The sequence below is a fragment of the Bordetella genomosp. 7 genome, assembly GCF_002261265.1.
Lineage (GTDB): Bacteria > Pseudomonadota > Gammaproteobacteria > Burkholderiales > Burkholderiaceae_B > Bordetella_A.
This window is the reverse complement of sequence record NZ_NEVK01000008.1, coordinates 500091-524023: the sequence shown is the minus strand read 5'-3', so window position 1 is coordinate 524023 and position 23933 is coordinate 500091. Positions and strand designations below refer to the sequence as shown.

Annotated in this window: 36 protein-coding genes; 32 read left to right on the top strand and 4 right to left on the bottom strand. The window is 63.0% G+C overall.

The features are described from left to right. Positions 1-239 precede the first annotated feature (239 nt). From rplC to rpsQ, 10 genes are read left to right on the top strand one after another with little or no spacing between them, the layout of a single operon-like run. A complete protein-coding gene (gene rplC / locus CAL19_RS18385; RefSeq protein WP_026639692.1) occupies positions 240-929 on the top strand; it encodes a 50S ribosomal protein L3 in 690 nt (229 codons plus the stop codon). Between the two features lie 5 nt (positions 930-934). Further along, a complete protein-coding gene (rplD, locus tag CAL19_RS18380; protein WP_026639691.1) occupies positions 935-1552 on the top strand; it encodes a 50S ribosomal protein L4 in 618 nt (205 codons plus the stop codon). Next, complete coding sequence (gene rplW / locus CAL19_RS18375; protein WP_026639690.1) at positions 1549-1845, top strand: 50S ribosomal protein L23; 297 nt, start codon at positions 1549-1551, stop codon at positions 1843-1845. Before rplD ends, rplW begins: the two co-directional genes overlap by 4 nt. Next, complete coding sequence (gene rplB, locus CAL19_RS18370; RefSeq protein ID WP_026639689.1) at positions 1846-2673, top strand: 50S ribosomal protein L2; 828 nt, start codon at positions 1846-1848, stop codon at positions 2671-2673. It begins immediately after the preceding gene. Positions 2674-2685: 12 nt separating this feature from the next. After that, positions 2686-2961: a 30S ribosomal protein S19 gene (rpsS, locus tag CAL19_RS18365; RefSeq protein ID WP_026639688.1), complete on the top strand. Its 276-nt coding sequence runs from the start codon at positions 2686-2688 to the stop codon at positions 2959-2961. A gap of 3 nt (positions 2962-2964) precedes the next feature. Then, on the top strand, positions 2965-3294 hold the full coding sequence (rplV, locus tag CAL19_RS18360) for a 50S ribosomal protein L22 (RefSeq protein WP_026639687.1): 330 nt from the start codon (positions 2965-2967) through the stop codon (positions 3292-3294). Between the two features lie 9 nt (positions 3295-3303). Further along, positions 3304-4095 (top strand): 30S ribosomal protein S3, encoded by a 792-nt coding sequence (gene rpsC, locus CAL19_RS18355; RefSeq protein ID WP_026639686.1) that lies wholly within the window; start codon positions 3304-3306, stop codon positions 4093-4095. A 2-nt stretch (positions 4096-4097) separates the two neighbouring features. After that, entirely contained in the window at positions 4098-4514 is a 417-nt protein-coding gene (rplP, locus tag CAL19_RS18350; protein WP_026639685.1) for a 50S ribosomal protein L16, read from the top strand. A gap of 10 nt (positions 4515-4524) precedes the next feature. Beyond that, entirely contained in the window at positions 4525-4716 is a 192-nt protein-coding gene (gene rpmC, locus CAL19_RS18345; protein ID WP_003806912.1) for a 50S ribosomal protein L29, read from the top strand. Positions 4717-4718: 2 nt separating this feature from the next. Then, the gene (gene rpsQ, locus CAL19_RS18340; RefSeq protein ID WP_026639684.1) at positions 4719-4997 is read left to right on the top strand and encodes a 30S ribosomal protein S17; all 279 of its coding nucleotides are present in this window, start codon (positions 4719-4721) and stop codon (positions 4995-4997) included. Between the two features lie 139 nt (positions 4998-5136). Here rpsQ and CAL19_RS18335 read toward each other — a convergent pair whose 3' ends face one another. Next, on the bottom strand, positions 5137-6564 hold the full coding sequence (locus tag CAL19_RS18335; RefSeq protein WP_026639683.1) for an NAD-dependent succinate-semialdehyde dehydrogenase: 1428 nt from the start codon (positions 6562-6564) through the stop codon (positions 5137-5139). Between the two features lie 523 nt (positions 6565-7087). On the opposite strand from CAL19_RS18335, the gene rplN reads away from it, so the two are divergent. From rplN to rplQ, 18 genes are all read left to right on the top strand, one after another. Next, the gene (gene rplN / locus CAL19_RS18330) at positions 7088-7456 is read left to right on the top strand and encodes a 50S ribosomal protein L14 (RefSeq protein WP_005017313.1); all 369 of its coding nucleotides are present in this window, start codon (positions 7088-7090) and stop codon (positions 7454-7456) included. A gap of 10 nt (positions 7457-7466) precedes the next feature. Then, on the top strand, positions 7467-7787 hold the full coding sequence (gene rplX / locus CAL19_RS18325; protein WP_026639682.1) for a 50S ribosomal protein L24: 321 nt from the start codon (positions 7467-7469) through the stop codon (positions 7785-7787). A gap of 12 nt (positions 7788-7799) precedes the next feature. Then, the gene (gene rplE / locus CAL19_RS18320) at positions 7800-8339 is read left to right on the top strand and encodes a 50S ribosomal protein L5 (RefSeq protein ID WP_026639681.1); all 540 of its coding nucleotides are present in this window, start codon (positions 7800-7802) and stop codon (positions 8337-8339) included. Positions 8340-8351: 12 nt separating this feature from the next. Beyond that, the gene (rpsN, locus tag CAL19_RS18315; RefSeq protein ID WP_094797606.1) at positions 8352-8657 is read left to right on the top strand and encodes a 30S ribosomal protein S14; all 306 of its coding nucleotides are present in this window, start codon (positions 8352-8354) and stop codon (positions 8655-8657) included. A gap of 11 nt (positions 8658-8668) precedes the next feature. After that, a complete protein-coding gene (rpsH, locus tag CAL19_RS18310; RefSeq protein ID WP_026639679.1) occupies positions 8669-9064 on the top strand; it encodes a 30S ribosomal protein S8 in 396 nt (131 codons plus the stop codon). Positions 9065-9075: 11 nt separating this feature from the next. Then, positions 9076-9609 (top strand): 50S ribosomal protein L6, encoded by a 534-nt coding sequence (gene rplF, locus CAL19_RS18305; RefSeq protein WP_026639678.1) that lies wholly within the window; start codon positions 9076-9078, stop codon positions 9607-9609. A 21-nt stretch (positions 9610-9630) separates the two neighbouring features. Further along, a complete protein-coding gene (gene rplR / locus CAL19_RS18300) occupies positions 9631-9996 on the top strand; it encodes a 50S ribosomal protein L18 (protein ID WP_026639677.1) in 366 nt (121 codons plus the stop codon). Between the two features lie 15 nt (positions 9997-10011). Beyond that, positions 10012-10533, top strand: coding sequence for a 30S ribosomal protein S5 (rpsE, locus tag CAL19_RS18295; protein WP_026639676.1), 522 nt, complete (start codon positions 10012-10014; stop codon positions 10531-10533). Between the two features lie 3 nt (positions 10534-10536). After that, entirely contained in the window at positions 10537-10722 is a 186-nt protein-coding gene (gene rpmD / locus CAL19_RS18290; RefSeq protein WP_026639675.1) for a 50S ribosomal protein L30, read from the top strand. Positions 10723-10731: 9 nt separating this feature from the next. Continuing rightward, positions 10732-11172 (top strand): 50S ribosomal protein L15, encoded by a 441-nt coding sequence (gene rplO / locus CAL19_RS18285; protein ID WP_026639674.1) that lies wholly within the window; start codon positions 10732-10734, stop codon positions 11170-11172. A 14-nt stretch (positions 11173-11186) separates the two neighbouring features. Further along, positions 11187-12515, top strand: coding sequence for a preprotein translocase subunit SecY (secY, locus tag CAL19_RS18280; RefSeq protein ID WP_026639673.1), 1329 nt, complete (start codon positions 11187-11189; stop codon positions 12513-12515). A gap of 9 nt (positions 12516-12524) precedes the next feature. After that, the gene (gene infA / locus CAL19_RS18275) at positions 12525-12743 is read left to right on the top strand and encodes a translation initiation factor IF-1 (protein WP_003806927.1); all 219 of its coding nucleotides are present in this window, start codon (positions 12525-12527) and stop codon (positions 12741-12743) included. 33 nt (positions 12744-12776) lie between these two features. Then, a complete protein-coding gene (gene rpmJ, locus CAL19_RS18270) occupies positions 12777-12890 on the top strand; it encodes a 50S ribosomal protein L36 (protein ID WP_003806928.1) in 114 nt (37 codons plus the stop codon). 42 nt (positions 12891-12932) lie between these two features. Further along, on the top strand, positions 12933-13298 hold the full coding sequence (gene rpsM, locus CAL19_RS18265; protein ID WP_012251748.1) for a 30S ribosomal protein S13: 366 nt from the start codon (positions 12933-12935) through the stop codon (positions 13296-13298). Positions 13299-13313: 15 nt separating this feature from the next. Beyond that, positions 13314-13715, top strand: a complete 402-nt coding sequence (gene rpsK / locus CAL19_RS18260) for a 30S ribosomal protein S11 (protein ID WP_006216516.1) — start codon at positions 13314-13316, stop codon at positions 13713-13715. Between the two features lie 11 nt (positions 13716-13726). Then, a complete protein-coding gene (rpsD, locus tag CAL19_RS18255; protein ID WP_026639672.1) occupies positions 13727-14350 on the top strand; it encodes a 30S ribosomal protein S4 in 624 nt (207 codons plus the stop codon). A 195-nt stretch (positions 14351-14545) separates the two neighbouring features. Then, a complete protein-coding gene (locus tag CAL19_RS18250) occupies positions 14546-15532 on the top strand; it encodes a DNA-directed RNA polymerase subunit alpha (protein ID WP_026639671.1) in 987 nt (328 codons plus the stop codon). Between the two features lie 192 nt (positions 15533-15724). After that, positions 15725-16120 carry a 50S ribosomal protein L17 gene (rplQ, locus tag CAL19_RS18245; protein WP_026639670.1) on the top strand — a complete coding sequence of 132 codons (396 nt, stop codon included), beginning with the start codon at positions 15725-15727 and terminating at the stop codon, positions 16118-16120. A 111-nt stretch (positions 16121-16231) separates the two neighbouring features. On the opposite strand, the gene CAL19_RS18240 is transcribed toward rplQ, so the two are convergent. Beyond that, the gene (locus tag CAL19_RS18240; protein ID WP_026639669.1) at positions 16232-16669 is read right to left on the bottom strand and encodes an HIT family protein; all 438 of its coding nucleotides are present in this window, start codon (positions 16667-16669) and stop codon (positions 16232-16234) included. A gap of 87 nt (positions 16670-16756) precedes the next feature. Between CAL19_RS18240 and cutA the strand changes: the two genes are divergently transcribed. Both cutA and dsbD read left to right on the top strand, forming a co-directional pair. After that, positions 16757-17098, top strand: coding sequence for a divalent-cation tolerance protein CutA (cutA, locus tag CAL19_RS18235; RefSeq protein ID WP_094797605.1), 342 nt, complete (start codon positions 16757-16759; stop codon positions 17096-17098). A gap of 68 nt (positions 17099-17166) precedes the next feature. Continuing rightward, positions 17167-19056 carry a protein-disulfide reductase DsbD gene (dsbD, locus tag CAL19_RS18230; RefSeq protein WP_094797604.1) on the top strand — a complete coding sequence of 630 codons (1890 nt, stop codon included), beginning with the start codon at positions 17167-17169 and terminating at the stop codon, positions 19054-19056. Between the two features lie 120 nt (positions 19057-19176). On the opposite strand, the gene hemB is transcribed toward dsbD, so the two are convergent. Together hemB and yihA are read right to left on the bottom strand one after the other, a co-directional pair. Further along, positions 19177-20190 carry a porphobilinogen synthase gene (gene hemB / locus CAL19_RS18225; RefSeq protein WP_026639666.1) on the bottom strand — a complete coding sequence of 338 codons (1014 nt, stop codon included), beginning with the start codon at positions 20188-20190 and terminating at the stop codon, positions 19177-19179. Then, positions 20187-20810 (bottom strand): ribosome biogenesis GTP-binding protein YihA/YsxC, encoded by a 624-nt coding sequence (yihA, locus tag CAL19_RS18220; protein ID WP_026639665.1) that lies wholly within the window; start codon positions 20808-20810, stop codon positions 20187-20189. The genes hemB and yihA overlap by 4 nt, the downstream gene beginning before the upstream one ends. Before the next feature lie 215 nt (positions 20811-21025). Between yihA and CAL19_RS18215 the strand changes: the two genes are divergently transcribed. Further along, positions 21026-21727 (top strand): c-type cytochrome, encoded by a 702-nt coding sequence (locus tag CAL19_RS18215; protein ID WP_026639664.1) that lies wholly within the window; start codon positions 21026-21028, stop codon positions 21725-21727. Positions 21728-21841: 114 nt separating this feature from the next. Next, positions 21842-23926, top strand: a complete 2085-nt coding sequence (locus tag CAL19_RS18210; protein ID WP_026639663.1) for a cytochrome c biogenesis protein ResB — start codon at positions 21842-21844, stop codon at positions 23924-23926. The last annotated feature ends 7 nt before the right edge of the window (positions 23927-23933 follow it).

Sequence of the window (23933 nt, the reverse complement as noted above, 5' to 3'; positions counted from 1 at the left end):
GCCGGGTTGCGCCAGGCACGCGCGGCCCCACGCCCACATGCCCGGCCAGGCGCGCACGCAAAGAGAGCCTTGCGATCTTGGTTTGAAGCATGGTATGATGCCCAGCTTGCCGTTTTGGCAGCAGAAGCCGTGGCCGGTTATTTGTAGTTGCTTGCCGCTGGTTACCTGAATTTGTAGGCCCGGAGCTGTTTTCCGGTCCGATTAGCCCCGACCAATCGCAGTCGGGAATGGAGAAAACAATGTCGAATACGACGTCCACGCCCGCCGCGCACCGGCTGGGTCTGGTGGGTCGCAAGGTCGGCATGACCCGCATTTTTACCGAAGATGGTGAATCCATTCCGGTAACCGTGCTGGACGTGTCGAACAACCGCGTGACCCAGATCAAGTCCCTGGAAGCCGACGGCTATGCCGCGATCCAGGTGGCTTATGGCACTCGTCGTGCCTCGCGCGTGACCAAGCCGCAAACCGGTCACTATGCCAAGGCCGGCGCCGAAGCCGGCAGCATCCTGAAAGAATTCCGCCTGGATCCGGCCCGTCTGGCCGAATTCACCCCGGGCGCCGTCATTGCCGTGGAATCCGTCTTCGAGGCCGGCCAGCAGGTCGACGTCACCGGCACCACCATCGGTAAGGGCTTCGCCGGCACCATCAAGCGCCACAACTTCGGTTCGCAACGCGCTTCGCACGGTAACTCGCGTTCGCACCGCGTGCCCGGCTCGATCGGCCAGGCGCAAGACCCGGGCCGCATCTTCCCCGGCAAGCGCATGGCTGGCCACTTGGGCGACGTGACCCGTACTGTTCAAAACCTCGACATCGTGCGCGTCGACGCCGAACGTGGCCTGCTGTTGGTCAAGGGCGCAGTCCCGGGCCACGCGGGTGGCGATGTCGTCGTGCGTCCGGCCATCAAGGCGCCGGCCAAGAAGGGGGCGTAAGCAACATGGATCTCAAGCTCCTGAACGACCAAGGTGAGGCCGCTACTTTCAGCGCGCCGGACACCATCTTCGGTCGCGACTTCAACGAAGCGCTGGTTCACCAGATCGTCGTGGCCTACCAGGCCAACGCACGCAGTGGCAACCGCGCCCAGAAAGACCGCGCCGAAGTCAAGCACAGCACCAAGAAGCCCTGGCGCCAAAAGGGTACCGGCCGCGCGCGCGCCGGTATGACCTCGTCGCCGCTGTGGCGTGGGGGTGGTCGCACGTTCCCCAACTCGCCTGAAGAAAACTTCAGCCAGAAGGTCAACAAGAAGATGTATCGCGCGGGCATCCGTTCGATTCTGTCTCAGTTGGCCCGCGAAGACCGCATCGCTGTTGTCGAGACGTTCGACCTCGAATCGCCCAAGACCAAGCTGGCCGTGGCCAAGCTGAAGACCCTGGGTCTGGATTCGGTGCTGATCATCACCGACAACGTTGACGAAAATATCTACCTCGCCACGCGCAACCTGCCGCACGTTGCCGTGGTCGAACCGCGTTACGCCGATCCATTGTCGCTGATCCACTACAAGAAGGTGCTGATCACCAAGCCGGCCATCGCTCAACTCGAGGAGATGCTGGGATGAACGCCGAACGCCTGATGCAAGTCATTCTGGCTCCTGTGGTGACCGAAAAGGCCACCATGGTTGCCGAAAAGAATCAGCAATTCGCTTTCCGTGTCGTGGCCGATGCCACCAAGCCGGAAATCAAGGCTGCCGTCGAACTGCTGTTCAAGGTGCAGGTCGAGTCCGTGCAGGTCCTCAACCGTAAGGGCAAAGTCAAGCGCTTTGGCCGCTTCGTGGGTCGCCGTCGCAACGAGCGCAAGGCCTATGTCGCGCTCAAGGAAGGCCAGGAAATCGACTTTGCGGAGGTGAAGTAAATGGCCCTCGTCAAAGTAAAACCGACCTCGGCTGGCCGCCGCGGCATGGTGAAGGTGGTTAACGCCAGCCTGCACAAAGGCGCGCCCTACGCCGGCCTGCTCGAAAAGAAGACCCGCGGTTCGGGCCGTAACAACAACGGCCATATCACCGTGCGTCATCGTGGCGGTGGCCACAAGCAGCACTACCGCGTTGTCGACTTCCGTCGCAACAAGGATGGCATTCCGGCCAAGGTGGAACGCCTTGAGTACGACCCCAACCGTACGGCGCACATCGCTCTGCTGTGCTACGCCGACGGCGAGCGTCGCTACATCATCGCGCCGCGCGGCCTGGAAGTGGGCGCCACGCTGGTGTCGGGCATCGAAGCCCCCATCCGCGCCGGCAATACCCTGCCGATCCGCAACATCCCGGTGGGTACCACGATCCACTGCATCGAAATGATCCCCGGCAAGGGCGCCCAGATGGCGCGTTCGGCTGGCGCGTCGGCGGTGCTGCTGGCCCGTGAAGGCACCTACGCTCAAGTGCGTCTGCGTTCGGGCGAAGTCCGTCGCGTGCATATCGAGTGCCGTGCCACCATCGGTGAAGTCGGTAACGAAGAACACAGCCTGCGCCAGATCGGCAAGGCCGGTGCAATGCGTTGGCGCGGTGTGCGTCCGACCGTTCGTGGCGTGGCCATGAACCCGGTGGATCACCCGCACGGCGGTGGCGAAGGCCGCACCGGCGAAGCACGCGAACCGGTCAGCCCGTGGGGCACGCCCTCGAAGGGTTACAAGACCCGTCGCAACAAGCGGACGAACAATATGATCGTCCAACGGCGCAAGCGCAAGTAAGAGGCGAACACTATGTCACGTTCGATCAAGAAAGGCCCGTTTGTCGACGCCCATCTCATCAAGAAGGTGGACTCGGCCGTTGCGGGCAAAGACAAGAAGCCGATCAAGACCTGGTCGCGCCGTTCCACGATCCTGCCCGAGTTCATCGGCCTGACGATCGCGGTGCACAACGGCCGCCAGCACGTTCCCGTTTACATCAACGAGAACATGGTCGGTCACAAGCTCGGCGAGTTCGCGCTGACCCGTACGTTCAAGGGCCACGCTGCGGACAAGAAGGCGAAGAGGTAAGCGATGGAAACTACTGCCGTTATCCGTGGGGTACACATTTCGGCGCAGAAGACCCGTCTGGTCGCGGATCTGATCCGTGGCAAGTCGGTCGCTCAGGCGCTGAACATCCTCACCTTTTCCCCCAAGAAGGCCGCCGGCATCCTGAAAAAGGCTGTCGAGTCCGCCATCGCCAATGCCGAACACAACGACGGCGCCGATATCGACGAACTGAAGGTCACCACGATCTACGTCGACAAGGCGCAATCGATGAAGCGTTTCTCGGCTCGCGCCAAGGGCCGTGGTAACCGCATCGAGAAGCAGACCTGCCACATCACGGTCAAGGTCGGAGCCTAAGGAGTCACGATGGGTCAGAAAATTCACCCCACTGGGTTCCGTCTCGCGGTCACCCGTAATTGGTCCTCGCGCTGGTTCGCTGATGACAAAGCTTTCGGCGGCATGCTGGCCGAAGACATCCGCGTTCGCGAGTACCTGAAGAAAAAACTCAAGAGCGCCTCGGTTGGCCGCGTCATCATCGAGCGCCCCGCCAAGAATGCCCGCATCACCGTCTACTCGGCTCGTCCGGGCGTGGTGATCGGCAAGCGCGGCGAAGACATCGAAAGCCTGAAGGTCGACCTGCAGCGCCTGATGGGCGTGCCCGTGCACGTCAACATCGAGGAAATCCGCAAGCCGGAAACCGATGCCCAGCTGGTCGCCGATTCGATCGCCCAACAGCTCGAAAAGCGCATCATGTTCCGCCGCGCCATGAAACGCGCCATGCAGAACGCCATGCGCCTGGGCGCCCAGGGCATCAAGATCATGAGCTCGGGCCGTTTGAACGGTATCGAAATCGCACGTACCGAGTGGTATCGCGAAGGTCGTGTGCCGCTTCACACGCTGAAGGCCAATATCGATTACGGCACCTCGGAAGCCCACACCACCTATGGTGTGATCGGCATCAAGGTCTGGGTCTATAAGGGCGACATGCTGGCCAACGGCGAATTGCCGCCCGAAGCCGCTACCCCGCGTGAAGAAGAACGCCGTCCGCGTCGCGCGCCGCGTGGCGACCGCCCTGATGGCGGCCGTCCCGGTCGTCCGGGTGGCCGTGGCCGTGGTCCCCGCAAGGCGGACGCTGCTCCGGCGCCTGAAGGAGAATAACCATGCTGCAACCCTCTCGCAGAAAATATCGCAAAGAGCACAAGGGCCGCAACACTGGCCTGGCCTCGCGCGGTACCAACGTTTCGTTTGGTGAGTTCGGCCTGAAGGCCACTGGCCGCGGCCGTCTGACCGCTCGCCAGATCGAAGCCGCTCGTCGTGCCATCAACCGTCACATCAAGCGTGGCGGCCGTATCTGGATTCGCATTTTCCCGGATAAGCCGATCTCGCAAAAGCCTGCCGAAGTCCGGATGGGTAACGGTAAAGGCAACCCGGAATTCTGGGTCGCCGAAATCCAACCCGGCAAGGTGCTCTACGAAATGGAAGGCGTGAGCGAAGAGCTGGCGCGCGAGGCGTTCCGCCTGGCTGCGGCCAAGCTGCCGATCTCGACCACGTTCGTCGCGCGTCATATCGGTGCTTAAGGAGTACACAATGAAAGCCAGCGAACTCCGTTCGAAAGACGCCGCCGAGCTCGGTAAAGAACTCGAAAGCCTGCTGAAGGCGCAATTCGGTCTGCGCATGCAGAAGGCCACGCAGCAGCTTGCCAACACCAGCCAGCTGCGCAACGTGCGGCGCGACATCGCGCGCGTGCGTACCTTGCTGACCGAGAAGGCAGGGAAATAATCATGAGCGAAACTCAAACTACTCAACCCAAGCGCCAGCGTACGCTGGTTGGCAAGGTCGTCAGCAACAAGATGGACAAGACTGTGGTCGTTCTGGTCGAACGCCGCGTCAAGCACCCCATCTATGGCAAGATCGTCATGCGTTCCGCAAAGTACAAGGCGCACGACGAGTCGAACCAGTACAACGAAGGCGACACTGTCGAAATCGCGGAAGGCCGTCCCATCTCGCGTTCCAAGTCGTGGAGCGTGGTGCGTCTGGTCGAAGCGGTGCGCATCATCTAATGGTGCAGCAGGGCGGTACGCCGCCCTGACATGAGAACGGCAAGGATTGCTCCTTGCCGTTTTTTTTTGCCCTTCCAGGCGGTCAGGCACCGTGCGGGAGCCTGACGCCTGGCGCAGGCCCCCTTGCACCAAGCTGGGCCTACACGTGCGTGATGAACTTGGTGACCAGGTATCCGTCAAAGGTTTCCAGGCCGCCTTCGCTGCCGATGCCGCTGTCTTTGATGCCGCCGAAAGGCGTCTCGGCCAGCGCACTGCCGAAGTGGTTGATATTGACCATACCCGCCTCGAGCCCATTGCTGACCTTGGTCGCGGTCTGCAACGAGTTCGTGAACACGTACGACGACAGGCCGAAAGGCAGGCTATTGGCGCGCCGCAGGACTTCGTCGGTGTCTTTGAAGCGAACCACCGGCGCCAAGGGGCCGAACGGTTCTTCGGTCATCAACATCGAATCATCAGGCACCTCGGTAACCACCGTGGGCGAGAAGAAGTAGCCCTTGCGGTCCATCGGCTCGCCGCCCAGCGCAATCTTGCCGCCACGCTGGCGGGCGTCTTCCACGAATTTGCTCATGGCGGGCACGCGGCGTTCGTGCGCCAGGGGCCCCATCTGGGTGCCTTCCTGCAGCCCGTCGCCCACCTTTACGCCTTTGAGCACTTCGGTAAAACGGGCAAGGAACTCTTCGTAGGCCTTTTCCTGTACATAGAAGCGGGTCGGCGACACGCAAACCTGGCCGGCATTGCGGATCTTGAACTTCGCCAGCATCTCGGCAGCCCGGCCGACGTCGGCGTCATCGAACACCAGCACCGGGGAATGGCCGCCCAGTTCCATCGTTACGCGCTTCATGTGCGCGCCTGCCAGCGCGGCCAGCTGCTTGCCCACCGGCACCGAGCCGGTGAACGAGACCTTGCGCACGATGGGCGAACGGATCAGGTAGTCGGATATCTTGGCGGGCTCGCCCCAGACAACGTTCAGGCACCCCTTGGGCAGGCCGGCTTCGTGGAACATGCGGGCGATTGCCATGACCGCGCTGGGCGAGTCTTCGGGGCCTTTCAGGATAACCGTGCAACCGGCGCCCAGGGCGGCGGCGATCTTGCGAATAGCCTGGTTGTAAGGGAAGTTCCAGGGGGTAAACGCGGCGCATACGCCGATGGGTTCGCGTACGACAAACTGGCGCACGTTCGGGTTGCGCGGCGGAACGACCCGCCCGTAGATGCGCCGGCATTCTTCCGCGTGCCAGTCGGCATGTTCGGCGCAGGAGGTGATCTCGCCCACCGACTCGGCCAGCGGCTTGCCCTGGTCCAGCGTCATGTTGCGGCCGATTTCCTGGGCGCGCTCGCGCGACAGCGACGCCACCTTGCGCAAAATAGCCGAGCGCTCCATGGGCGAACTGTGCTTCCAAGATTCGAAGGCGCGTTGGGCAGAGGCGAGCGCACGATCCAGGTCGGCTTCGGTGGCATGCGGCAATTGGCCCAGCACCTCAAGCGTGGCCGGATTGATGACATCTTGCGTGCGGCGGCCTTCGCCGGCCAGGAATTCGCCGTCGATATACAGCGCCAATTGTTCGTACATTCCAGAGTTCCTTGCGAAAGAAAGGGGCAGTAAAGTGCCTCTCAGTCTAAACCAGCTTGGCCGGCTGTGCTTGGTCCACTGTGCCACCCCAGCCGGGAGCCAATTGCGGCAGGTGGCGCCGGCCCCGGCCGGCCCGCCGGGCGCCGCCTGCGCGCGCCCGCAAATTTCAGGGACGCACCCGGGCCGCCCTGCCTTGCCGCGCGGACACAACACCTGCACGGCGGCACACCAAATGACTGGGTGCCAGGACTTGCATGTTGCTCGCGACCGGGGTAGAATTGACAGCTTTCCCGACTTATCGTTATTGATTTGCACGGTATTTGCAGGCTGGTCCTGCGGGCCGTCAGGGCAATTAGCGGTGGCGGGAGAAGCATCCGCAGGATTTCAACCCAGGGTCGCGGCATTGCCTTTGAAGATTGTCTTTAAAGCGGGCGGCGGACCTGACGGGACCAAAACTGGCGGGAAATGCGGGGTTTCCAGGGTGGAAAACCATGTTTCCGGTTAAGTTGGAACAGGAAAAATCATGATCCAAATGCAGACCACGCTGGACGTGGCCGACAACACCGGTGCGCGCGCTGTTATGTGCATCAAGGTGCTCGGTGGCTCCAAGCGCCGTTATGCCGGTATCGGCGACATCATCAAGGTGAGCGTCAAAGATGCAGCCCCCCGCGGCCGCGTCAAGAAAGGCGAAATCTACAACGCCGTGGTGGTTCGCACCGCCAAGGGCGTGCGCCGCAAAGACGGTTCGCTGATCCGCTTCGGTGGCAATGCCGCCGTATTGCTCAACGCCAAGCTGGAGCCTATCGGCACCCGCATCTTCGGACCCGTTACGCGCGAACTGCGTACCGAGAAGTTCATGAAGATCGTGTCGCTGGCCCCCGAAGTGCTGTAAGGAGCCCTCGATGAACAAAATCCGTAAAGGCGACGAAGTCATCGTCCTGACCGGCCGCGACAAGAAGCGGCGCGGTACCGTGCTGGCTCGCGTCGATGCCGACCACGTTCTGGTCGAGGGCGTCAACGTCGTCAAGAAGCACGTCAAGGCCAATCCCATGGCCAACAATCCGGGCGGTATCGTCGAAAAGACCCTGCCGATCCATATTTCCAATGTGGCGCTGTTCAACCCGGCCACGGGCAAGGGCGATCGCGTCGGTGTCCAAGTGATCGACGGTCGCAAGGTCCGCGTGTTCCGTTCCAATGGCGCCGTTGTTGGCGCCAAGGCGTAAGGGGCGACACACATGTCTCGTTTGCAAGATCTTTACAAAAGCAAGGTTGCTCCTGAGCTGCAGGGCAAGTTTGGCTACAAGAGCCTGATGGAAGTGCCGCGCATCACAAAGGTCACCCTGAACATGGGTGTCTCGGAAGCGGTTGCCGACAAGAAGGTTATCGAGCATGCCGTGGCCGACCTGGCCAAGATCGCCGGCCAGAAGCCCGTGGTGACGAAGACCCGCAAGGCTATTGCCGGCTTCAAGATCCGCGAAAACTACCCGATCGGCTGCATGGTCACGCTGCGCGGCCAGCGCATGTACGAATTCCTGGATCGCCTGGTGGCGGTGGCGCTGCCTCGCGTGCGCGACTTCCGCGGCATCTCGGGCCGTGCCTTCGATGGTCGTGGCAACTACAACATCGGTGTGAAAGAGCAGATCATTTTCCCCGAGATCGAGTACGACAAGATCGACGCGTTGCGTGGGCTGAACATCAGCATCACCACTACCGCCAAGACCGACGAAGAAGCCAAGGCGCTGTTGACCGCCTTCAGCTTCCCGTTCCGTAACTAAGAGGCTGATGACGTGGCTAAACTTTCCCTCATCAATCGCGACATCAAGCGCGCCAAGCTGGCCGACAAGTACGCCGCCAAGCGCGCCGAACTGAAGGCGATCATCGACGACCAGTCGAAGACCGACGAAGAGCGTTACCAAGCTCGGCTGAAGCTGCAACAACTGCCGCGCAATGCCAACCCGACGCGCCAGCGTAACCGCTGCGCCGTTACCGGCCGTCCGCGCGGCGTCTTCCGCAAGTTTGGCCTGACCCGCCACAAACTGCGTGAAATGGCGATGAAGGGTGAAATTCCCGGCATCACCAAGGCCAGCTGGTAGGAGAATAAAACATGAGCATGAGCGATCCCATCGCCGATATGCTGACTCGCATTCGCAATGCGCAGCAAGTTGACAAAGTTACGGTGAGCATGCCCTCCTCGAAGCTGAAGGCGGCTATCGCCGCCGTGCTGCGGGACGAAGGCTACATCGACGGCTTTGAAGTCAAGGGCACCCCGGCCAAGCCGGAGCTGGAAATCACCCTGAAATACTACGCCGGCCGTCCGGTCATCGAGCGCATCGAACGCGTCTCGCGCCCCGGCCTGCGTATCTACAAGGGCCGCAGCAACATTCCTCAGGTCATGAACGGCCTGGGCGTGGCCATCGTTTCGACCTCGCGCGGCGTCATGACCGACCGCAAGGCCCGTGCAAACGGCGTCGGCGGCGAAGTGCTGTGCTACGTGGCCTAAGGAGATCTTGAATGTCACGTATCGCTAAGTATCCGGTCGAGCTGCCCAAGGGTGTTGAAGCCAACATCCAGCAGGATCAGATTACCGTCAAGGGCCCGCTGGGCACGTTGACCCAGGCGTTGACCGGTGACGTCAACATCACCCTGGACGACGGCAAGCTGACGTTTGTTGCCGCCAACGACTCGCGCCATGCTGGCGCCATGTCGGGTACCGTGCGCGCCCTGGTGGCCAACATGGTCACCGGCGTGAGCAAGGGCTTCGAACGCAAGCTGAACCTGGTTGGCGTGGGTTTCCGCGCCCAGGCCCAGGGTGATGCCGTCAAGCTGCAGCTCGGTTTCTCGCACGACATCGTGCACAAGCTGCCCGCTGGCGTGAAGGCTGAATGCCCGAGCCAGACGGAAATCATCATCAAAGGCCCCAACAAGCAAGTCGTCGGTCAGGTGGCCGCTGAAATCCGCGCCTATCGCGAACCCGAACCCTACAAGGGCAAGGGCGTGCGTTATGCGGACGAGCGCGTCATCATCAAAGAAACCAAGAAGAAATAACGGCGCACGCAAGGACGAATCATGGACAAAAAAGTTTCCCGTTTGCGTCGTGCGGTTGCGACCCGTCGGAAGATTTCCGAGCTGCGCGTTCATCGCCTCTCGATCTTCCGCTCGAACCTGCACATCTACGCCAACATTATTTCGCCGGAAGGCGATCGCGTGCTGGTCAGCGCTTCCACGCTGGAACCCGAAGTGCGTGCGCAGCTGGCCGGTCAAACCGGCCAGGGCGGCAACACTGCCGCTGCGACGCTGGTGGGCAAGCGCGTTGCCGAAAAGGCCAAGGCGGCCGGCATCGAGCTGGTGGCTTTCGATCGCTCGGGCTTTCGTTACCATGGCCGCGTGAAGGCGCTGGCCGATGCCGCGCGTGAAGCCGGCCTGAAGTTCTAAGCGAGGATCTGTCAAATGGCTAAAGTACAAGGCAAAGGCGCCGCGGAAAAAGAGAACGACGACGGCCTGCGCGAGAAAATGATCGCAGTCAACCGTGTCAGCAAGGTGGTGAAGGGTGGTCGCACCATGAGCTTCGCCGCGCTGACCGTGGTGGGCGACGGCGATGGCCGTATCGGCATGGGCAAGGGCAAGGCTCGCGAAGTGCCGGTGTCGGTTCAGAAGGCAATGGAACAGGCCCGTCGCGGCATGTTCAAGGTTGCCCTGAAGAACGGCACGCTGTATCACTCGGTGGTTGGCAAGCATGGCGCTTCCACCGTGCTGATTTCGCCCGCTGCCGAAGGTACCGGCGTGATTGCCGGCGGCCCGATGCGCGCCATCTTCGAAGTGATGGGCGTGCGTAACGTGGTTGCCAAGAGCCTCGGCTCCAGCAACCCCTACAACATGGTCCGTGCCACGCTCAACGGCCTGCGCGCTTCCCTGACTCCGTCGGAAGTCGCTGCCAAGCGCGGCAAGACTGTTGAAGAGATCCTGGGGTAAATCATGGCTCAGAAGCAGATCAAAGTTACCCTCGTGCGCTCGGTGATCGGCACCAAGCAATCCCACCGCGACACCGTGCGCGGCCTGGGTCTGCGCCGCATCAACAGCAGCCGCGTCCTGGTCGACACGCCCGAGGTGCGCGGGATGATCCGCAAGGTGGATTATCTCGTGACCGTCTCGGAAGCCTAAGGAATTACGATGTCGGAAATCCAACTCAATACGCTGAAGCCCGCCGAGGGCGCCAAGCACGCCAAGCGCCGCGTCGGCCGTGGCATCGGCTCGGGTCTGGGCAAGACCGCCGGCCGTGGCCACAAGGGCCAGAAGTCGCGCTCGGGCGGTTTCCACAAGGTCGGCTTCGAAGGCGGCCAGATGCCGCTGCAGCGCCGCCTGCCCAAGCGTGGCTTCAAGCCCCTGGGCCAGCACCTTTACGCCGAAGTCCGCCTGTCGGACCTGCAGGCCTTGTCCGCCGACGAGGTCGACGTGCAAGTGCTGAAGGCCGCCGGTGTCGTGGGCCAGGCTGTGCGCTACGCCAAGGTCATCAAGTCTGGTGAACTCTCGCGCAAGGTGACGCTCAAGGGCATCACCGCGACGGCCGGCGCGCGCGCCGCCATCGAAGGCGCGGGCGGCTCGCTTGCTTGATTGCGAGGTAACACGTGGCTAATGCACAGGCACTAGGCAAGACCGGATCGCGGTACGGCGATTTGAAGCGCCGGCTCGCGTTCCTGGTGCTCGCCCTGATGGTTTACCGTCTGGGTACGCACATCCCTGTTCCGGGTATCAATCCGGAAGCGCTGGCGGATCTGTTCCGCCAGAACCAGGGTGGAATCCTGGGCCTGTTCAACATGTTCTCGGGCGGCGCGCTGTCGCGCTTTTCGATCTTCGCCCTGGGGATCATGCCGTACATCTCTGCATCGATCATCATGCAGCTGATGGCCGTCGTGGTTCCTTCGCTGGAAGCCCTCAAGAAAGAGGGCGAGGCCGGCCGCCGCAAGATCACCCAGTACACCCGCTATGGCACGGTCGTGCTGGCGCTGGTGCAGGCGGTGGGTATTTCGGTGGCGCTGGAATCCCAGCCGGGCCTGGTGATCGATCCGGGCATGTTGTTCCGCTTCACGACGGTCGTGACGCTGCTGACCGGCACCATGTTCATCATGTGGCTGGGCGAGCAGATCACCGAGCGCGGCCTGGGCAACGGCATCTCGATCCTGATTTTCGCGGGTATCGTAGCCGGTTTGCCTTCGGCTCTGGCCGGGCTGCTGGACCTGGTGCGCACCAACGCGATGGCCGTGCCTTCGGCGCTGTTCATCGTGGCGCTGGTGGTTCTGGTGACTGCGTTCGTGGTGTTCGTCGAACGCGGGCAGCGCAAGATCACTGTCAACTATGCCAAGCGGCAGGTGGGCAACAAGATCTACGGCGGCCAGAGTTCGCACCTGCCGTTGAAGCTGAACATGGCCGGGGTGATTCCGCCGATCTTCGCGTCGTCGATCATCCTGTTTCCCGCTACGATCACGAGCTGGTTCTCGACGGGCGACAGCATGCTGTGGCTGCGCGACCTGGCCGCGGCACTCGAGCCGCGCCAGCCGCTGTACATCACGCTGTATTCCGCCGCGATCATTTTCTTCTGCTTTTTCTACACGGCCCTGGTGTTCAACAGCCGCGAAACTGCAGACAACCTGAAAAAGAGCGGTGCTTTCGTTCCTGGCATCCGTCCGGGTGAGCAGACGGCGCGCTACATCGACAAGATCCTGATGCGCCTGACGCTGGTCGGTGCGCTGTACATCACGTTGGTGTGCCTGCTGCCTGAGTTCCTGGTAATGCGCTGGAATGTACCGTTTTATTTTGGTGGCACGTCCTTGTTGATTATCGTGGTGGTGACGATGGACTTCATGGCGCAGGTTCAGGCCTACATGATGTCGCACCAGTACGATTCCTTGCTGAAGAAGGCGAACTTCAAGGGCTCCTCGGGTTTGCCGATGCGATAGCAGAAGAGAATGTCTAAGGACGACGTCATCCAGATGCAAGGTGAGGTTCTCGAGAACCTCCCCAACGCGACTTTTCGCGTCAAGCTCGAAAACGGCCACGTGGTGCTAGGCCATATTTCCGGCAAGATGCGTATGCATTACATCCGGATCTTGCCGGGCGACAAGGTCACTGTGGAGCTCACGCCCTATGACCTGACGCGGGCAAGAATTGTGTTCCGCTCGAAGTAAACGGACCGGATTACGGAAAATTAGGAGTCAACCATGAAAGTAATGGCATCGGTTAAGCGGATCTGCCGCAACTGCAAAGTTATCAAACGTCACGGCGTGGTGCGCGTCATCTGCACCGACCCGCGTCACAAGCAGCGTCAAGGCTAACCCTGGTTAGCGACACGCAACGGATATATTCAAGGAACAGTCATGGCCCGTATTGCTGGCATTAACATTCCGCCGCAACAGCACGCCGAGATCGGCCTGACCGCCATTTTTGGCATCGGTCGTACGCGCGCTCGCAAAATCTGCGAAGCAGCAAATGTACCCCTTTCCAAAAAGGTCAAGGACCTGACCGACGCTGAACTGGAACGCATCCGCGAACACGTGGGCGTGTTCACGGTCGAAGGTGACCTGCGCCGCGAAGTGCAACTGTCGATAAAGCGCTTGATCGATCTGGGCACCTATCGTGGCATGCGTCACAAGCGCGGTTTGCCCGTGCGCGGCCAGCGCACTCGCACCAACGCCCGCACCCGCAAGGGACCGCGTCGTGCTGCTGCGTCCCTGAAGAAATAATCGAGGAACAGGATAATGGCGAAAGCTTCCACCAGCGGCGCTTCGCGCGTGCGCAAAAAGGTCAAGAAGAACGTCTCGGACGGCATCGCGCACGTTCACGCGTCCTTCAACAACACCATCATCACCATCACCGACCGGCAGGGCAACGCCCTGTCGTGGGCGACATCGGGTGGCGCTGGCTTCAAGGGCTCGCGCAAATCGACGCCGTTCGCCGCGCAGGTGGCCGCCGAGACCGCCGGCCGGGTTGCGCTGGAATACGGCATCAAGACGCTCGAAGTCCGTATCAAAGGCCCCGGCCCCGGCCGTGAGTCGTCGGTGCGTGCTCTGAATGCCCTGGGCATCAAGATCTCGAGCATTGCCGATATCACGCCTGTGCCGCACAACGGCTGCCGTCCGCCGAAGCGTCGTCGTATCTAAAGGGAATCCAAATGGCTCGTTATACTGGACCCAAATGCAAACTCTCGCGCCGCGAGGGTACTGATCTGTTCCTGAAGAGCGCCCGCCGCTCGCTGGATTCCAAGTGCAAGCTGGATTCCAAGCCTGGCCAGCATGGCCGCACTTCGGGCGCCCGCACTTCCGACTACGGCCTGCAGCTGCGTGAAAAGCAGAAGCTCAAGCGCATGTACGGCGTGCTGGAAAAGCAGTTCCGCAAGTACTTTGCCGAAGCCGAGCGCCGTCGTGGCAACACCGGCGAAACCCTGATCCAGCTGCTGGAATCGCGTCTGGACAACGTGGTGTACCGCATGGGCTTCGGCTCGACGCGCGCCGAAGCTCGCCAGCTGGTCAGCCACCGCGCCATCGAAGTCAATGGCCAGACCGCCGACATCGCGTCGATGCTGATCAAGGCCGGCGATGTGATCACGGTGCGCGAGAAGGCCAAGAAGCAAGGCCGCATCCGCGAAGCGCTTGACCTGGCTTCCAGCATCGGCATCCCCCAATGGGTGGAAGTCGACACCAACAAGATGGCCGGCACCTTCAAGTCGGTGCCCGATCGCGCTGACGTCGCTCGCGACATCAACGAATCGATGGTCGTCGAACTGTACTCGCGTTAATCGACACACGCGCGGCCCCGGTGGCCGTGCGACGTGTGCCGCGTATCCGATTGCAGGTCTCGCGAGCCCGCTTCCGCCAATTTTTGCGGGGCGGGCTTTGCGGTAAGTAGCAGGCGGCAATCTGCCGCGCTTTTTCTTGTTTCCATCAGCCTTATCGGTGTAACGAGCCGAGGGTATTGAAAAGGAATACTGTAAATGTCCACTCAAGGTTTTCTGAAGCCGCGTTCCATCGAAGTCGAACCGATCGGCACCCATCATGCCAAGATCGTGATGGAGCCCTTCGAACGCGGCTACGGCCACACGCTGGGCAACGCCCTGCGCCGCATCCTGCTGTCTTCGATGACGGGGTATGCCCCGACCGAAGTGCAAATGACCGGCGTGGTGCACGAATACTCGACCATCCCGGGCGTGCGCGAAGATGTCGTGGACATCCTGCTGAACCTGAAGGGTGTCGTCTTCAAGCTGCACAACCGCGACGAAGTGACCCTGGTGCTGCGCAAGAATGGCGCCGGCACCGTGGTGGCCAGCGATATCGAATTGCCCCACGACGTCGAGATCATCAACCCCGACCACGTCATCTGCAACCTGACCGAAGCCGGCAAGGTTGAAATGCAGATCAAGGTCGAGAAGGGCCGCGGCTATGTGCCGGGCAACGTGCGTGCGTTGTCCGAAGACCGCACCCATACCATTGGCCGTATCGTCCTGGACGCTTCGTACAGCCCCGTGCGCCGCGTGAGCTATGCCGTTGAAAGCGCTCGTGTCGAACAGCGTACCGACCTGGACAAGCTGGTGCTGGACATCGAGACCAACGGCGTGATCTCGCCTGAAGAAGCAGTGCGCCAGTCGGCCCGCATCCTGATGGATCAGATTTCGGTGTTTGCCGCCCTGGAAGGCGCGGGCGATTCGTACGAAGCGCCGGTGCGCGGCACCCCGCAGATCGACCCCGTGCTGCTGCGCCCGGTCGACGACCTGGAGCTGACGGTGCGTTCGGCCAACTGCCTGAAGGCCGAAAACATCTACTACATTGGCGATCTGATCCAACGTACCGAGAACGAGCTGCTCAAGACCCCGAACCTGGGCCGCAAGTCGCTCAACGAGATCAAGGAAGTCCTGGCCGCACGCGGCCTGACCCTGGGCATGAAGCTGGAAAACTGGCCTCCGCTGGGCCTGGAAAGGCCCTGAGGCCAGTTTCGGTGAAGGCAGGCTTCGCGTAGCGAAGTTAAGGCCCGACAGGGCCTGCCGAAACCAAAACACGCGGAATTCAGATCGTCACAGAAACTTTTTTCACCGGACCGCGGGCTGGCAACAGGCCGATAGAAGAGCCGGGCAACCCGACGGTGCATGCACCGTCTTTAGATTCAAAAGGAACTTATCATGCGTCACGGTAATGGCTTGCGTAAGCTCAACCGCACCAGCAGTCACCGTCTTGCCATGTTTCGCAACATGGCCGTTTCGTTGATCACCCACGAAGCGATCAAGACCACGCTGCCCAAGGCGAAAGAGCTGCGCCGCGTCGTTGAACCTCTGATTACCCTGGGCAAGGAACCCACCCTGGCGAACAAGCGTCTGGCATTTGCCCGTCTGCGTGATCGCGCTGCCGTGGTCAAGCTGTTTGCCGAAATCGGTCCGCGCTACGCGAACCGTAACGGTGGCTACACCCGCGTGCTGAAGATGGGCTTCCGTCAAGGCGACAACGCTCCCATGGCCTACATGGAACTGGTTGATCGCCCTGAAGTTTCGGAAACCGAGGCTGACAACGCTGCCGAGTAAATCCGGCCGGTGAATAAGCGCAAGGGCGGGCTTTCGGGCCCGCCCTTGTTTTTTGTGCGACCCGAAGGCGGCCGGGCGTTGACCGCTGGGGCCGCCGCCTGGCCGGCCGGATCAGCCGCTCGCGAGTTCCCGGCGCAGCTGCGCCGCCGTATCAGTCAGTTGGTCGGCCGGGCATTGGGGCGGCATGATGAACTGCAGGTCTTGCTGCGCGATGTACTGCGTGGATGTGATGTCTTGCGGGTGGTGCATGGGAATCACGTGGGCATGGGCGTGGGCGACGTGGATGCCGGTATAGACAAAACCCACGCGCTCGACCTGGTATAGCCGCTTCATGGCGCGCGCCAGTTGTTGACCCAGGGCCATGATGCGGCCGGCCAGCGCGTCGGGCATGTCTTCGAAATAGGCATAATGCTGCCTGGGTATGATCAGCACGTGGCCGCGCCGCACCGGCTGGATATCCAGGAACGCCAGGATGTCGTCATCCTGGTGAACAACGTGGGCGGGAATTTGCTGCCGGGCGATACGGCAGAACAGGCAGTTTTCCGACATGGGGCTGGCCTCGGCGGCGATGGCGCGATGCGCGGTGCCGATAAAATACCGTATTGGCGGCTTGGCCGGCCACTTCCAGGAGCTATCATGTCGCGCGACGACGATATCGTGATGGTGATCAGCAATGCGCCGGACCTTCTGCTGGCCAAGCGCATTGCCCACGTGCTGGTCGAAGACGGGCTGGCCGCCTGCGTGAACCTTGGCGCGCCTGTGCTGTCCATCTATAGCTGGAAAGGCGAAATCGAAGGGGCGGACGAGATACCCATGTGGATCAAGACCACCGCGGGCCGGCAGCAGGCGCTGATCGACGCGCTGTCCCGGCTGCATCCCTATGACGTGCCCGAGATCATTGTCGTGCCTGTTATCGGCGGCAGCCCAGCCTACCTGGGCTGGGTGCGCGAACAGGCCGGCGGCCAGCAGCCGCAATAGCGCCCGGGCCGTGGCCCGGAATGTGGAGCCGGCATGGCCGGCCTCATGCAAGCAATAAAGAGATTCCGATGCATCAGTTTCTGGTTCGTGCGCGCCCGGCGTGGCGAGGTTGGTTGCTGGGCTGCCTGGCCCTGCTGGCGGTGTGTGCCGGGTTGGCAAGCCGCCCTGCTGCGGCGCTGACCGAGTCGGATTTCCTGCCTCCCGAACAGGCCTTCGTCTTCAGCGCCGCCATGGCCGCGCCCGACCAGCTGGAGTTGCGTTATCGCATTGCGCCGGGCTACTACATGTATCGCGAGCGTTTTGCGCTTTCAGTAAGCCCCCCGGGCGCGGCAACGCTGGGCGAACCCACGTATCCATCCGGCAAGGTCAAGTATGACCCCACCTTCGAGAAAGACATGGAGGTGTACTACGACCAAGTCCGCGTCGCCGTGCCTGTTTCCGCAGAGCAACCGTTTACGGTGACGATCACCAGCCAGGGGTGCGCCGATGCAGGGTTGTGCTACCCGCCTGCCGACCACCAGGTGACGCTGGCCCCCGTGGCCGGCGGTTATTCATTGCAGACGGCGGGCGCGGCGGCGGGCGTGGCGGCCGCCCCGTCAGGCCAGACCGGGTCGCCAACAGGCCTGGGCGCGTTGCTTACGGCGGGCGACCTGGGCCTGGCCGATGCGATCGGCGGCTTGGGCTGGCTGAAAACGGCCGGCGTATTCTTTGTGTTGGGGCTGCTGCTGGCATTTACGCCCTGTGTGTTGCCCATGATTCCCATTCTGTCGTCCATTCTGGTGGGCGGCCAGGGGCAGGAACGCCCGGGCCGCGCGCGTGGGCTCGGTCTGGCCGCAGCGTATGTGCTGGGTATGTCGGTGGTCTATACGCTGCTGGGCGTGGCCGCAGGCCTGAGCGGCGCCGGCCTGGCCGCATGGCTGCAGACGCCCTGGATACTGACCGCGTTCGCCCTTGTACTGGTTTTGCTGGCATTGGCTACGTTCGGCGCGTTCGACTTCCAGGTGCCGGGCGCGATGCAAGGTTGGCTGTCGGCGCGCGCGGCACGGATTCCGGGCGGCCGGGCGGCCGGCGCGCTTGCCATGGGCGCGATTTCTGCGCTGATCCTGGGGCCTTGCGTTGCCGCGCCGCTGGCCGGTGCGCTGCTTTATATCTCGCAGACCGGCGACGTGGTCCTGGGCGGCGCGGCCCTGTTTGCGATGGCCTGGGGGATGGGCGTGCCCCTGCTGGCTGTAGGAGCGTCGTCCGGCGCGTTGTTGCCGAAGGCCGGCCCCTGGATGGACGGCGTCAAGCGCGCGTTCGGGATGCTGCTGCTGGCCACTGCGTGGTGGATGCTGATCCCCGTGGTGCCAACGTGGTTGCAAATGGTGGGATGGGCGTTCCTGGCCGTTGTGGCCGCGGTGATGCTGCGCGCGTTCGACGCCCTGCCCCCCGGCGCGGGAGCGCCGCGCATGTTCGCCAAGGGCCTGGGGGTGTTGCTGGCGCTGGCGGCGGTGGTGTGGCTGGCGGGCGCGGCCAGCGGCGGCCGCGATGTGCTGCAGCCGCTGTCTCATCTGGCCCAGCGCACCGCAGGCTCGCAGGTGGCCGCAGCCGCCACGGGCCCGGTGGAATTTGTGCGGGTTCGCAGCAATGCGGAACTCGACGCCCTGCTGGCGCAAAGCAGCCGGCCCGTGATGCTTGATTTCTACGCCGACTGGTGCGTGTCGTGCCGCGAAATGGAGCGCTTTACGTTTTCGGATCCGGGCGTGGCAAGCCGTATGTCGCAACTGCTGCTGGTGCAGGCCGATGTTACCGAGAACAATGCCGACGACCGTGCGCTGTTGAAGCGGTTCCGTCTGTTCGGCCCGCCGGGGATATTGTTCTTTGCGCCCGGCGGCGCCCCGATTGCCGATGCGCGCGTGATCGGCTTTCAGGATGCCCCGCGTTTTGCGGCGGTGCTGGATCGCGTGCTGGCGCGCTAGCAGCGGGCCGCAGCCCGATACCCGGAAGGCGGCCCCCCGGCCGCCTTGATCATGTGTCTCGTGCACGGCGGTGTCAGGCACCCTGCGGGAGCCCGACACAGGGCAACACCTGCGAACGCCTTACTGCTGCTTGAGCAGCCTGGCGGCCTCGACGGCGAAGTAGGTCAGGATGCCGTCGGCGCCAGCGCGCTTGAAGCCCAGCAGGGCTTCCATCATGACTTTGTCATGATCGAGCCAGCCGTTGGCGGCGGCCGCCTTGATCATGGCGTATTCGCCGCTGACCTGGTACGCGAAGGTCGGCGCGCGGAAGGTGTCCTTGACTCGCCGCACCACATCCAGATACGGCATGCCGGGCTTGACCATGACCATGTCGGCGCCTTCCTGCAGGTCGGCCGCGACTTCGCGCAGCGCTTCGTCGATGTTGCCCGGGTCCATCTGGTAGGCCATTTTGTTGGACTTGCCCAGGTTGGAGGCCGAACCCACGGCGTCGCGGAACGGGCCGTAGAAAGCGCTGGCGTACTTGGCCGAGTAAGCCATGATGCGGGTGTGGATGTGTTGTTCGGCTTCGAGCGCCTGGCGGATGGCGCCGATGCGCCCGTCCATCATGTCGCTGGGCGCCACGATGTCGACGCCGGCGGCCGCCTGCACCAGCGCCTGCCGGATCAGGATCTGCACCGTGGGCTCGTTCTGCACGTAGCCTTCTTCGTCGATGACGCCGTCCTGCCCGTGGCTGGTGTAAGGGTCGAGCGCCACGTCGGTCAGCACTCCCAATTGCGGGAAGCGCTGCTTGAGCGCCGCCACGACGCGCGGGACCAGGCCGTCGGGGTTGGTGGCCTCGATGCCGTCGGGGGTCTTGAGCGCGGGGTCGATGACGGGAAACAGCGCCATGACGGGGATGCCCAGGGCGACGCATTCTTCGGCGGCTTCCAGCAAGGTGTCGGGCGAGTAGCGCACGATGCCGGGCAAGGAAGGCACCGGCTGGCGCAGGCCCGTGCCGTCTGCCACGAATACCGGGTAGATGAGATCGTTGACCGTCAGGGCGTGTTCGCGCACCAGGCGACGGGTGAAATCATCGCGGCGCAGGCGGCGCGGCCGCGAAATCGGGAAAGCGGGTGTAATGATGTGCGGCTTCATGGCACGACCTTCGGAGAAATCCAGTTTTCGATGTATTGGGTGGCTTCGGGCAGACCGATGCGCTCGGTGGCGGAAAACGGCACGGTATGCAGCGCGCCGATGTCGGCCAGGTCTTTGCGCACGGCGAACACGGTGCGTTGGCGTTGCCCGTACGGCAGCTTGTCGGCCTTGGACAGCAGGGCCAGCACCGGCCGGCCCGTGGGGGCGATGAAATCGGCCAGCCGGCGGTCGAGCTCGGTGACGCCGCGGCGAATGTCGATGATGAGCACGACGCCGGCCAGCGACTGGCGGTCGCGCAGATAGCCGCCGAGGATGTCGGCCCACTTTTCCTTTTCTTTGTGGGCGACCGATGCATAGCCATAGCCAGGCAGGTCGACAAGAAACCCCAGGTGCTGGTCGGGAGCCAGGGGGTCAGGCAGCCCGAACATGTTGATCAGGCGGGTGCGGCCGGGCGTCTTGCTGGAAAACGCCAGCCGGCGCTGGTTGCACAGCACATTGATGGCCGACGATTTGCCGGCGTTGGAGCGGCCGACGAAGCAGACTTCGGGCGCGCCGGGGGCGGGCAGCTGGTCCAGGCGGGCTGCCGAGATGACGAAAGTGGCGCGGTGCAGGAGGGACACGGATTGGGCCGATACGGTTGGTTGCGAACCCTATTGTATAATCGTGCGTTTGCAACAGTGGTCCCCCTGCATTGCATAGGCTTATTCCGCCCGTTGAAAGCAACGAACCGGCGGTATCAAGGGCCCGGAGCGAACATGTGTTCGCATCGGCATGGCATGGGGCAGGCATGGGGCGCCTTGGCGCCTTGATCGAGATCCGATCGTCGAGGTTTTCAATGAAGCGTGTGCTGTCCCGGATGTTGGTAGCAAGCGGGCTGATGCTCGGTGCGTCCGTAATTTCACCCAGTTTCGCCGCCGACGGCGCCGCGGGCCCGGCCAAGCCGGATGCGGCCAAGGGTGCCCAACTGTACGACCAAGGCGATGCCTCGCGCGGCATTGTCGCCTGTGCTTCCTGTCATGGCCCGGCGGGCAATAGCAGCATTCCCGCCAACCCCAACCTGGCTGCCCAGCCGCACGAATATCTGGTCAAGCAGTTGGCCGACTTCCAGACCAAGGAAGGCGCCGACAAGCCCCTGCGCAATGGCCCCGACGGCAATCCGTCGCCCATGACACCCATGGCGCAGAACCTGACGCCCGAAGACATGCAGAATGTGGCTTTCTACCTGACTCAGCAGTCGCTGCAGCAGCCCGCCACGGCCGGCCACGAAGATCTGGTCGAACTCGGCCGCAAGATCTGGCGCGGCGGCCTGCCCGAGCGCAACGTGCCGGCCTGCGCAGCCTGCCACGGGGCCAATGGCGCCGGCATTCCCGCCCAGTATCCGCGCCTGGCGGGCCAGTTCCCCTCGTACATCGAAGAACAGCTCAAGCTGTTCCGCAGCGGCGATCGCGGCAATAACGCCGTGATGCAGGAAATCGCCGATCGCATGTCGGACGCCGATATCAAGGCCGTTTCCGACTACGCCGCAGGCCTGCGCTAAGCGCCTGTCTGGTCACGCGCGGCCGGCCCGCGCTGCATTACTCGCGCCACCCGGAACCGGATTCCGGGCGCGCTGTCATAAGGGGGGAAGCCGGTGCGCGGCCCCCCTTTTTTTATGAGCAAGACATTGCCTCCTTCCCGCCCCTTGCGCAGCCTGCCGACTGACCTGTTCGAGTTGCTGGGCTCGATGCGTTTCGCGGTAAGCCTGCTGATGTTCATCTGCGTGGCCAGCGTCGTGGGCACCGTGCTGGTGCAGAACCGGTCGTCCAGCACCTATATCGACCAGTTCGGGCCCTTCTGGTTCGAGGTGTTCGACAAGTTCTCGATCTGGCACGTTTACAACAGCTGGTGGTTCCTGGCGATCATGGGCTTTCTGGTCGTGTCGACCACCCTGTGCCTGATCCGCAACACGCCCAAGATGCTGCGCGATGCGCGCTCGTTCCGCGAGCATGTGCGCGCCAGCAGCCTGCGGGCGTTTCCCCATCGGGTCGAGATGCGCGATGCGGCGCCGGCCGAGCAGGCGGCCGGCGATATCAAGGGCGTGCTCGTCGGCCAGGGTTATGCGGTGCGCGAACGCCGCGACGGCGACGGCATCATGCTGGCAGCCAAGAAGGGCAGCGCCAACCGGCTGGGCTATATCTGCGCCCACGCGGCGCTGGTGATCATCTGCCTGGGCGGATTGCTCGACAGCGAACTGGCCGTGCGCCTGCAGGTCTTGCTGGCCGGCAAGCAGCCTATCGTCGAGAACATGCTGATTTCCGAGGTGCCGCCCAGCGGCAGGCTGTCGCCCGCGAACCCCAGTTTCCGGGCCAGCGTGCTGGTGCCCGAGGGCGGCCAGGCCAGCACGGCGGTGGTCATGGTGGGCGACGGCGCGCTGGTGCAACCCCTGCCGTTCACCCTGAAGCTGAAGAAATTCCTGATCGACTATTACTCCACCGGCATGCCCAGCCGCTTTGCCAGCGAGGTGGAAGTGGTCGACCCCGAAACCGGCAAGTCGTTCGAATCCACCATCGAGGTGAACGAGCCCCTGCGCTACAAGGGCGTCACCGTATATCAGTCCAGCTTCGACGATGGCGGAAGCAGCGTCACCCTCAAGGGCTACCCGCTGGTGGGCACCAGCGGAGCCACCTTCGATGTGACGGGCACGGTGGGCAAGCCTGCCGAGATTACCGCGCATGGCGCCGATGGCAGCCCGCGCAGCATGGCCATCGACATCACGGCGCTGCGGCCCATCAACGTCGAGGACCTGACCGGCGGCACGCCCAGCGGCAACCCGCTGACGCTGGGCGAACACGTGGCATCGGTGGCGGGCAGCGCGGCGGGCAAGAAGAACGAGAACCTGCGCAATGTGGGGCCAAGCATCGAGTACAAGCTCCTGGACCAGGCCGGGCAGGCGCATGAGTTCATGAACTATATGCTGCCCGTGGAGCTCGATGGCGCCGCGGTGTTCCTGGCGGGGGTGCGCAACAATGCCTCCGAGAACTACCGGTATCTGCGCATTCCGGCCGATGCCGACAGTTCGCTGGCCGAGTTCATGAACCTGCGGGCCGCGCTGGCCGATCCGGCCGCGCGTCGCGAAGCCGCGCGGCGCTTTGCCGAGCGCAACAGCCCGTCGCCTGCGGAACGCCCGGCGCTGCAGACGGCCGCCGAACGGGCGCTGCAGACATTTTCCCAGGGTGGGCTGCAGGCCATTGCGAACTTCCTGCAGGCCAATACGCCGCCCGACGACCTGGCGCGTGCCGCCGATGTCGTCATCCGGCTTATTGGCGTGTCGATGGCCGAATTGCGCGACGTGGCCCGGGAACGTGCCGGGCAGCCACCGGTGGCCACCGAGGGTGAGCAGGCCGAGCGCGCGGCACAGTGGTCGCGCCTGGCGGTCGCCGCGCTTTCTGACCTGCACGTATATCCCGCGCCGGTGTTCCTGACCCTGAGCGACTTCAATCACCAGCAGGCCAGCGTATTCCAGGTCAGCCGCACGCCGGGCAAGAACGCCGTGTATATCGGTTGCCTGCTGCTGGTGCTGGGGGTGTTTTCCATGTTCTACATTCGCGACCGGCGCGTGTGGGTCTGGGTCAAGCCCGCCGCCGATGGCGCAGGCAGCGATGTCCAGGCCGCCATGACGTCCCAGAAGCGTACACTGGACTTCAATCATGAATTCGAGCGCTTCAAGCAAGCGCTGCTGAGCCGCAACAGGCCCTGAGGTTTGC

Bases quoted from the DNA above. Each gene is read 5' to 3' on its own strand.
- rplC (WP_026639692.1), top strand. From the start codon at position 240: ATGTCGAATACGACGTCCACGCCCGCCGCGCACCGGCTGGGTCTGGTG.
- rplD (WP_026639691.1), top strand. From the start codon at position 935: ATGGATCTCAAGCTCCTGAACGACCAAGGTGAGGCCGCTACTTTCAGC.
- rplW (WP_026639690.1), top strand. From the start codon at position 1,549: ATGAACGCCGAACGCCTGATGCAAGTCATTCTGGCTCCTGTGGTGACC.
- rplB (WP_026639689.1), top strand. From the start codon at position 1,846: ATGGCCCTCGTCAAAGTAAAACCGACCTCGGCTGGCCGCCGCGGCATG.
- rpsS (WP_026639688.1), top strand. From the start codon at position 2,686: ATGTCACGTTCGATCAAGAAAGGCCCGTTTGTCGACGCCCATCTCATC.
- rplV (WP_026639687.1), top strand. From the start codon at position 2,965: ATGGAAACTACTGCCGTTATCCGTGGGGTACACATTTCGGCGCAGAAG.
- rpsC (WP_026639686.1), top strand. From the start codon at position 3,304: ATGGGTCAGAAAATTCACCCCACTGGGTTCCGTCTCGCGGTCACCCGT.
- rplP (WP_026639685.1), top strand. From the start codon at position 4,098: ATGCTGCAACCCTCTCGCAGAAAATATCGCAAAGAGCACAAGGGCCGC.
- rpmC (WP_003806912.1), top strand. From the start codon at position 4,525: ATGAAAGCCAGCGAACTCCGTTCGAAAGACGCCGCCGAGCTCGGTAAA.
- rpsQ (WP_026639684.1), top strand. From the start codon at position 4,719: ATGAGCGAAACTCAAACTACTCAACCCAAGCGCCAGCGTACGCTGGTT.
- CAL19_RS18335 (WP_026639683.1), bottom strand. From the start codon at position 6,564: ATGTACGAACAATTGGCGCTGTATATCGACGGCGAATTCCTGGCCGGC.
- rplN (WP_005017313.1), top strand. From the start codon at position 7,088: ATGATCCAAATGCAGACCACGCTGGACGTGGCCGACAACACCGGTGCG.
- rplX (WP_026639682.1), top strand. From the start codon at position 7,467: ATGAACAAAATCCGTAAAGGCGACGAAGTCATCGTCCTGACCGGCCGC.
- rplE (WP_026639681.1), top strand. From the start codon at position 7,800: ATGTCTCGTTTGCAAGATCTTTACAAAAGCAAGGTTGCTCCTGAGCTG.
- rpsH (WP_026639679.1), top strand. From the start codon at position 8,669: ATGAGCATGAGCGATCCCATCGCCGATATGCTGACTCGCATTCGCAAT.
- rplF (WP_026639678.1), top strand. From the start codon at position 9,076: ATGTCACGTATCGCTAAGTATCCGGTCGAGCTGCCCAAGGGTGTTGAA.
- rplR (WP_026639677.1), top strand. From the start codon at position 9,631: ATGGACAAAAAAGTTTCCCGTTTGCGTCGTGCGGTTGCGACCCGTCGG.
- rpsE (WP_026639676.1), top strand. From the start codon at position 10,012: ATGGCTAAAGTACAAGGCAAAGGCGCCGCGGAAAAAGAGAACGACGAC.
- rpmD (WP_026639675.1), top strand. From the start codon at position 10,537: ATGGCTCAGAAGCAGATCAAAGTTACCCTCGTGCGCTCGGTGATCGGC.
- rplO (WP_026639674.1), top strand. From the start codon at position 10,732: ATGTCGGAAATCCAACTCAATACGCTGAAGCCCGCCGAGGGCGCCAAG.
- infA (WP_003806927.1), top strand. From the start codon at position 12,525: ATGTCTAAGGACGACGTCATCCAGATGCAAGGTGAGGTTCTCGAGAAC.
- rpmJ (WP_003806928.1), top strand. From the start codon at position 12,777: ATGAAAGTAATGGCATCGGTTAAGCGGATCTGCCGCAACTGCAAAGTT.
- rpsM (WP_012251748.1), top strand. From the start codon at position 12,933: ATGGCCCGTATTGCTGGCATTAACATTCCGCCGCAACAGCACGCCGAG.
- rpsK (WP_006216516.1), top strand. From the start codon at position 13,314: ATGGCGAAAGCTTCCACCAGCGGCGCTTCGCGCGTGCGCAAAAAGGTC.
- rpsD (WP_026639672.1), top strand. From the start codon at position 13,727: ATGGCTCGTTATACTGGACCCAAATGCAAACTCTCGCGCCGCGAGGGT.
- CAL19_RS18250 (WP_026639671.1), top strand. From the start codon at position 14,546: ATGTCCACTCAAGGTTTTCTGAAGCCGCGTTCCATCGAAGTCGAACCG.
- rplQ (WP_026639670.1), top strand. From the start codon at position 15,725: ATGCGTCACGGTAATGGCTTGCGTAAGCTCAACCGCACCAGCAGTCAC.
- CAL19_RS18240 (WP_026639669.1), bottom strand. From the start codon at position 16,669: ATGTCGGAAAACTGCCTGTTCTGCCGTATCGCCCGGCAGCAAATTCCC.
- cutA (WP_094797605.1), top strand. From the start codon at position 16,757: ATGTCGCGCGACGACGATATCGTGATGGTGATCAGCAATGCGCCGGAC.
- dsbD (WP_094797604.1), top strand. From the start codon at position 17,167: ATGCATCAGTTTCTGGTTCGTGCGCGCCCGGCGTGGCGAGGTTGGTTG.
- hemB (WP_026639666.1), bottom strand. From the start codon at position 20,190: ATGAAGCCGCACATCATTACACCCGCTTTCCCGATTTCGCGGCCGCGC.
- CAL19_RS18215 (WP_026639664.1), top strand. From the start codon at position 21,026: ATGAAGCGTGTGCTGTCCCGGATGTTGGTAGCAAGCGGGCTGATGCTC.
- CAL19_RS18210 (WP_026639663.1), top strand. From the start codon at position 21,842: ATGAGCAAGACATTGCCTCCTTCCCGCCCCTTGCGCAGCCTGCCGACT.